Source organism: Intrasporangium sp., from assembly GCF_032907665.1.
Classification (GTDB): Bacteria; Actinomycetota; Actinomycetes; order Actinomycetales; family Dermatophilaceae; genus Intrasporangium.
Map to the genome: position 1 here is coordinate 50,454 of NZ_JAJJPG010000009.1, position 6,903 is coordinate 57,356.

Annotated in this window: 7 protein-coding genes; 5 read left to right on the plus strand and 2 right to left on the minus strand. The window is 72.0% G+C overall.

Translation table 11 applies throughout. The features are described from left to right. The coding region (locus tag LOY02_RS02940; protein WP_317180833.1) for a PspC domain-containing protein at positions 1-682 on the minus strand (682 nt) is incomplete at its 3' end. Between the two features lie 124 nt (positions 683-806). Between LOY02_RS02940 and LOY02_RS02945 the strand changes: the two genes are divergently transcribed. Together LOY02_RS02945 and LOY02_RS02950 are read left to right on the plus strand one after the other, a co-directional pair. Next, on the plus strand, positions 807-2,273 hold the full coding sequence (locus LOY02_RS02945) for a PspC domain-containing protein (RefSeq protein WP_317180834.1): 1,467 nt from the start codon (positions 807-809) through the stop codon (positions 2,271-2,273). Continuing rightward, the gene (locus LOY02_RS02950; protein WP_317180835.1) at positions 2,270-3,007 is read left to right on the plus strand and encodes a response regulator transcription factor; all 738 of its coding nucleotides are present in this window, start codon (positions 2,270-2,272) and stop codon (positions 3,005-3,007) included. Before LOY02_RS02945 ends, LOY02_RS02950 begins: the two co-directional genes overlap by 4 nt. A gap of 44 nt (positions 3,008-3,051) precedes the next feature. Here LOY02_RS02950 and LOY02_RS02955 read toward each other — a convergent pair whose 3' ends face one another. Next, on the minus strand, positions 3,052-3,879 hold the full coding sequence (locus tag LOY02_RS02955; RefSeq protein ID WP_317180836.1) for an alpha/beta fold hydrolase: 828 nt from the start codon (positions 3,877-3,879) through the stop codon (positions 3,052-3,054). Between the two features lie 130 nt (positions 3,880-4,009). Between LOY02_RS02955 and LOY02_RS02960 the strand changes: the two genes are divergently transcribed. The 3 genes from LOY02_RS02960 to LOY02_RS02970 all read left to right on the plus strand — a co-directional run bounded on the left by LOY02_RS02960 (position 4,010) and on the right by LOY02_RS02970 (position 6,889). Further along, positions 4,010-5,008, plus strand: a complete 999-nt coding sequence (locus LOY02_RS02960; RefSeq protein WP_317180837.1) for an SDR family NAD(P)-dependent oxidoreductase — start codon at positions 4,010-4,012, stop codon at positions 5,006-5,008. 106 nt (positions 5,009-5,114) lie between these two features. Continuing rightward, positions 5,115-6,632 carry an MFS transporter gene (locus LOY02_RS02965; RefSeq protein WP_317180838.1) on the plus strand — a complete coding sequence of 506 codons (1,518 nt, stop codon included), beginning with the start codon at positions 5,115-5,117 and terminating at the stop codon, positions 6,630-6,632. Positions 6,633-6,694: 62 nt separating this feature from the next. After that, complete coding sequence (locus LOY02_RS02970; protein ID WP_317180839.1) at positions 6,695-6,889, plus strand: hypothetical protein; 195 nt, start codon at positions 6,695-6,697, stop codon at positions 6,887-6,889. Positions 6,890-6,903: the final 14 nt, after the last annotated feature.

Sequence of the window (6,903 nt, forward strand, 5' to 3'; positions counted from 1 at the left end):
TCGGGACGGTGACCGTGAGTGGCGCGCTCGGGTGGCCACTCGGGTGGCCGCTCGGGTGGCCGCTCGGTGGCGGCCAGCTGGCGGCCCCGGCGTTCGCCGCAGCGTTGCCGGTCGACAGGCCGGCCGAGGTCGTGGGGACCGGCTGGCCGGTGGCCGTCGTGGTCGCCGCCTCCCCTCCCTGGGGCGGGTGGGTGGTACCGGGCGACTGCGACCAGGACGACCGGGCCGACCTGAGCACATCCCTGCCGGCGTCGGTGCGGGTGAGGAACCACCACACCCCGACCGCCAGGGCCGCGAAGCCGAAGAAGCGGAACCCACCGTAGTTGTCGTTGCCGAACCACGGGCCGCCCCCGAAGACGACGACCGCGGTGACGATGAGCAGGAAGATCGAATGGCCCTCGCCGTACTTGAGTGCCTGCTCGAGCGAGATGCGGCCTCGCTCGTCCGGCATGAGGAGCCAGAGGAGGAAGTACACCGCAAGGCCCATGCCGAAGAGGAGCCCGAGGAGGATGAACCCGGCCCGGACGACGAGGGGGTCGATGCCGAGCCGGCGAGCCAGTCCGGACGCGACGCCCGCGAACCACCGGCCGTCGGAGGCTCGGGCGATGCCGGGGCGACGCAGGGCGTCATAGAGGCCGTCGAGGCCGTGCCCCTTGGAGGTCGGGTCAGTCTGGTGGTTCATGGCTCAAGCCTCTCCCCGCACGGTGGCCGCAACCATGAGGGTCGACCCTGAACGGACCCTGAAGCGCCCCCAAAGGTTGCTCGGATGGTCGCCCGCATGCACGTCGGTGAGTCAGGATGGAGGCGTGACCACGAGAACCCAGCCGAGCGAGCGCCAGCCGCACGCGCCGGTACTACGGACGCCGGCGCCGCGTCCGCCCCTCGTGCGGCCCACCAGCGGTCGCGTCATCGGTGGTGTTGCGGCGGGTCTCGCTGTCCACCTCGGCGTGCCCGTCAAGGTCATCCGGATCATCTTCATCGCGACGGCGATCCCCTTCGGCGCAGGCCTGGCCGTCTACGCCTTTCTCTGGGCCACGATGCGTTCAGGGAGCCTCGACCCGGCGCCGTCACCGGCAGATCCGACTCTCGAGGTCGCCCCGCCGCCCGGGGCGGGCGCCGGCGGCGCACTCGCCGCTTCGGGCCGCGCGGGCAGTGGCCTCCCGAGCCTCAAGTCGCTCAAGACCTGGCTCCGCAGCGGCAACGAGGCGGTCATCGTCACGCTGCTCGGTGTCCTCGCCCTGGCCATCGCAGCAGCCCTGTGGATGGGCAGCGCCGGCATCGGCATCGAGCCGAAGGTGCTGCTGCCCGTGGTGGCGATCGTCATCGGCACGATCTTCTTCTGGTCCCAGCTCGACGAGGCCGACCCCATCGGTGCCCGCAGGCCGGTGCAGTGGATCTGGCTCGTCGTGGGCCTCAGTCTCACCACGCTGGGCCTCGTCGGGCTCCTCGTCGGACAGACCGACGTCGGCGAGATCTGGCAGGTGGCCGGAGCGGTGCTCGCGGCCCTCGTCGGCGTCGCCGTGCTGGCGGCGCCGTGGATCCTCCGGCTCTGGAGCAACCTCCGGGAGGAGCAGGCGGCCCGTATCCGCGCCACCGAGCGCGCCGACATCGCCGCTCATCTGCACGACTCCGTCCTGCAGACCCTGGCGCTGATCCAGCGGCGCGCAGCGGACCCGGCGATCGTGGCGCGACTGGCCCGCGCCCAGGAGCGACAGCTCCGCTCCTACCTCTACGACGAGGATGCTCGGGCCGGCACGCTGGGCGGCGCGCTGACGTCGGCCCTCGACGAGATCGAGGACCTCCACGGCGTCCCCGTCGAGCTCGTGGTCACCGGGGACCGACCGATGGACGAGCACCTGGACGCACTCGTCAAGGCGGTCCGCGAGGCAGCCTGGAACGCCGTGCGGCACGGGGAGCCGCCCGTCACCGCCTACGTCGAGGTCGGTCCGACCGCCGTCGAGGCGTTCGTCCGCGACCACGGCACCGGCTTCGACCTCGACGACGTCCCCAACGACCGGGCGGGGGTCAGGGAGTCGATCATCGGGCGGATGGAACGTCACGGCGGGTCGGCCACAATCCGCCGTCGGATCGACGGCACGGAGATCGAGCTGCGCCTGCCCGTCACCGAGCCGGCCGATCCCCGACCGGCCGATCCCCGACCGGCCGACGGCCCCACCGCCACCGGCCGGACCGCGGACCCGAGCACCACCGAGGACGCGAGCCCCACCGAGGACCCGAGCCGCACCGACACACCCCAGGAAGAGAAGGCATGACCCAGCCGCGCACGATCCGCATCGTCCTCGTCGACGACCATCACATGTTCCGCACGGGAGTGCGAGCCGAGCTCGCGAGCGCGACGAGCCCGGCTGGGGGGAGCGGGGGGTCAGGGAGGCCGGGCCCCCCAGGGTCCGCCTACACCCTCGAGATCGTCGGCGAAGCCGGCGCCGTCGAGTCGGCCACCACGGTCATCAAGGAGACGAGGCCCGACGTCGTGCTGCTCGACGTCCACATCCCCGGGGGCGACGGCCACGGCGGCGCCGACGTCATCCGCGCCTGCGCCGGCGTCCAGACCGAGGCCGCCCAGCCGGTCCGCTTCCTTGCCCTGTCCGTGTCCGACGCGGCCGAGGACGTCATCGCCGTGATCCGCGCCGGCGCCCGTGGCTACGTCACGAAGACGATCAACGCCGACGAGCTCGTCACCGCCATCGGCCGGGTCGCCGACGGTGACGCCGTGTTCAGCCCCCGTCTGGCCGGCTTCGTGCTCGATGCGTTCGGGGCCGCGGCCGGTGAGGTCGCCGAGATCGATGAGGAGCTTGACCGGCTGTCGGCCCGCGAACGCGAGGTGATGCGGCTCATCGCGCGCGGTTACCAGTACAAGGAGGTCGCCAAGGAGCTCTTCATCTCGGTGAAGACCGTCGAGACGCACGTCAGCTCGGTGCTGCGCAAGCTCCAGCTGAGCTCCCGGCACGAGCTCACCGCCTGGGCGATGGGCCGCCGCATCCTCTGAGCGCCCGTGCTGCACCCTCGGGGCGGACCGACGTCATCGAGGGCTCAGTCCGGGTCGTCTCGACCGAGGACGCGACGGAGTGCCTCGACGATGATCTCCGGGGCGTCCGTGTGCACCCAGTGGCCGGCGCCCTTGATGGTGAGCTGTCGCGTCAGGGGGAAGTGGCGGCGCATCGTCTCGCTGTCGTCGGGGTCGATGTAGGGCGACTCGCCGCCGGCGATCCAGAGGACCGGGCCCTCGTAGGGCGGCAGTGCGTCGACGGACGTCGGCCACCCGGCGATCCGTGACTCGTGGCCCCGTGCGGCGTCCGCGGCGAAGAGGTCGAGGTTGGCCTGCCAGCGCCACCGTGGACGCCCGTCCGACCGGTCGGAGCGCAGGTTCTGGAGCAGGAAGGCCTTGACCCCGGGGTGCGGCTCCTCGAAGCGCTCCTCCGCGTCGGCCCGGGTCTCGATCTCGTCGAGGGGGAGGCTGCGCATCTCCTCGATGTAGCCCTCGAACCGCTCGAGGGAGCCGTAGTCCTTCGGGGCGATGTCGACGACGACGAGGTGGTCCACGAGCTCGGGGTGCTGGAGTGCGACGACCATCGCCGTCTTGCCGCCGAGGGAGTGCCCGACGAGCGCCCACGTCTCCCCCGGGGCGGCTTCCCGCAACGTCGCCGCCACCGCGTCGGCATACGCCTCGAAGGAGAACTCCTCCGTCCACGGGGACCGGCCGTGGTCGGGCAGGTCGATGAGCAGGCACTGCGCCTCGGTTCCGTCCGGCCCCGCGAGGGCCTTCGCGATCTGGTTCCAGTTGCGTCCCTGCCCGAAGAGGCCATGGAGGAAGGCGATGCGCGGGCCGGCAGTGCCGACGGCGAGGGTGTTGAGCGCCATGAAGCGACAGTACCCAGCGATGTCCTCGGGCGGTCCAGCACCCGTCGCGCCGTCCACTCACCGGGGCCCGGCGCGATGGTCCGCCACGCGGGCGTGCGTGGACCCACGCAGGATGGGTAGGCCACCCACCATGACGTCCCATCCGGTAGCCCTCGTCGTCGGCGGTTCTCGCGGCCTGGGGCTCCTCGTCGCGAAGGAGCTCGTCAGGCGCGGCCGTCGAGTCGTCGTCGCAGCCCGCACCGAGACGGAGCTCCAGTCCGCCGTCGAGCAGCTGGAGCTCGTCCGCCACCGAGCCCTCGTAGCCGGTGACGTGCATGGTGACAGCGGTGACCTGACCGGCCCACCTCCGGCCGAGAGCCGCGTCTGTGACGTGCGGGACCGGGAGTCGGTTCGCCGGCTCGTCGAGGACGTCGAGGCGTCGGTCGGGCCCATCGAGACGGTTGTCACGGTCGCCGGGATCATCCAGGTCGGCCCGGCCGAGTCGATGACCTTCGAGCACTTCGAGGACGCGATCGACACGATGACCTGGGGGCCCATCAACGTTGCACTGACGGTCCTGCCCCATCTGCGAGAGCGCGGCCACGGACACATCGGCACGGTGACCTCGATCGGCGGCATGGTCTCGCCTCCTCACCTGCTGCCCTATGCGACGGCCAAGTTCGGCGCTGTCGGCTTCTCCGACGGGTTGGCCGCCGAGCTGCAGGGCACCGGCATCACGGCGACGACGATCGTGCCCGGTCTCATGCGGACGGGCTCCCACGAGCGGGCCGGTTTCACCGGCAACGCCGAGAAGGAGTTCGGCTGGTTCGGTCCAGCCGCCTCCCTGCCCGGGCTCGCCATGGACGCCGAGCGCGCCGCGCGCAGGATGGTCGATGCCGTGCTCGCCGGCAAGCCGATGGTCATGCTCTCGCCCCTGACCCACATCGGCGTGCGGCTGCGTGGCCTCATGCCGGCGACGACGACGCGGGTCATGGGTCTGGCCAGTCGCCTGCTGCCGGGCGCCCCGGAGGGGGGCGGTCACGAGACGATCGAGGGTCGGGAGGCTCAGGGCCGGCTGGACTCCCCCGTCGTGAACGCCCTGACGACGTGGGGGCGCCGGGCCGCCGAGCGGTTCAACGAGCGACGCTGAGCCAGGTCGTGGGCCCGGCGGACTGCGTGTCTCCCCGTCCCGGTCGGCGGGCCAGCCGCTGGACAGCCACCCGGCCAGCTGCACGGCGCCGAGCATGATGGGCGACATGGACCCAGCACCCGCCCCGCAGGACGCAGGGCCGGACCCCCGGCGCTGGCGGGCCCTCGCCGTCTGTCTCGTCGCCGGCTTCATGACCCTGCTCGACGTCAGCATCGTCAACGTCGCCCTGCCCTCGATCGAGGCAGGTATCGGGGCCACCGCCAGCGACCTCCAGTGGATCGTCTCGGGCTACGCCTTGACCTTCGGCCTCGTGCTCGTGGGCGCGGGTCGGACCGGAGACGCGATCGGGCGACGGACGATGTTCATCGTCGGCGTCCTCGTCTTCGGGGTGTCGAGCCTCGCAGCGGGCCTCGCCCCGAACAGCGGCGTCCTCGTCGCGGCCCGCCTGCTCCAGGGCATCGGTGGTGGCCTGCTCAACCCGCAGGTGTCCGGCCTCATCCAGGAGCTGTTCTCCGGGCGGGAGCGAGGCCGCGCCTTCGGGCTGCTCGGGGCGACCATCGGGGTCTCGACGGCCGTCGGCCCCCTCGCGGGCGGCCTCATCATCGGCCTGCTCGGCGTCGAGGCCGGGTGGCGCTGGATCTTCTTCGTCAACCTTCCGATCGTCGCCGGGGCCGTCATCCTCGCCCTGCGATGGCTGCCCGCCCCGCACCGCCGTCATCCGGAGCGCCGCCCCGACCTCGACCCGGTCGGCGTCGTCATCCTCGGCCTCGGGGTCGGGGCGCTGCTGCTGCCCCTCATCGAGAGCGGGCGCGGTGACGGACTCCCGGTCCCGTGGTGGACCGGCCTCATCGGCGCGGGACTCATTGCGGCTTTCGTCGCCTGGGAGAGCTCCTACGTCGCCCGTGGCCGCAGCCCCCTCGTCGACGTCGCCCTCTTCCGCATTCCCGGCTACCCGTCCGGCGCCATCGTCAGCGCCGTGTACTTCGCCGGGTTCACGGGCATCTTCTTCGTCCTGACCATCTACTTCCAGCAGGGCCTGGGCTACTCGGCCCTCGCTGCGGGCCTCATGGTGACGCCGTATGCCGCTGGGTCGGCTGTGGGGTCAGCGCTGGGTGGGCGTCTCGTGCACCGGTGGGGACGGCTGCTCGTCACGGGCGGCATCACGCTCTCGCTCATCGGGCTCGTCGCCGTCGACGTCGTGCTCACCACCGTCGACGGGCCGGGCCTCGGCTGGGCGCTGGCGGTCCCCCTCCTCGTGGGCGGGATCGGCAGCGGCTTCGTCATCTCGCCCAACATCACCCTGACCCTGCACGACGTGCCGGTCCACCGCGCCGGCACCGCCGCAGGGGTCCTCCAGACCGGACAGCGCCTCGGCACCGCCGCCGGCATCGCCCTCATCGGGTCGATCTTCTTCGCCCTCGGTACCGCGTCCGGAGACCGGACGAGTGCGGCCGCGATGGCCCTCCGGGTCGCTGCCGCGGTCATGTCCCTCGCCCTCGTCGCGAGCGCGGTCGACCTGCGCGCCCGCCGTCGTGAGGGCCGCCTGGCACCTGCCGCCACGGCACCGGCGAGCCCGCCCAGCGGCATACGGCCTGGTGACAATCCGTCCGCGAAGGACGTTTGAGGCCACGAATGGGGTGGGTAGGAAGGGAGGTGCACGCAACACTCGAACGAGAGGAGAAAGCCATGGCTACCCGCACCTGGGACGCCTGGAACTATCGGGAGAGCGCTGAGGTGTCGGCCCGTGGGAAGGACCTGGCGGGCTTCTCCGTGGAGGCCATCGACGGCCACATCGGCACGATCGACCGCGCCACCCTCGACGTCGACAGCAGTTTCGTCGTACGGCGACACGTACGACCGCACGCTGCCCTGAGCGCGTGAGGTAGCCCGACCGC

Coding starts and splice junctions, on each gene's coding strand:
- LOY02_RS02950 (WP_317180835.1), top strand. CDS start 2,270: ATGACCCAGCCGCGCACGATCCGCATCGTCCTCGTCGACGACCATCAC.
- LOY02_RS02955 (WP_317180836.1), bottom strand. CDS start 3,879: ATGGCGCTCAACACCCTCGCCGTCGGCACTGCCGGCCCGCGCATCGCC.
- LOY02_RS02960 (WP_317180837.1), top strand. CDS start 4,010: ATGACGTCCCATCCGGTAGCCCTCGTCGTCGGCGGTTCTCGCGGCCTG.
- LOY02_RS02965 (WP_317180838.1), top strand. CDS start 5,115: ATGGACCCAGCACCCGCCCCGCAGGACGCAGGGCCGGACCCCCGGCGC.
- LOY02_RS02970 (WP_317180839.1), top strand. CDS start 6,695: ATGGCTACCCGCACCTGGGACGCCTGGAACTATCGGGAGAGCGCTGAG.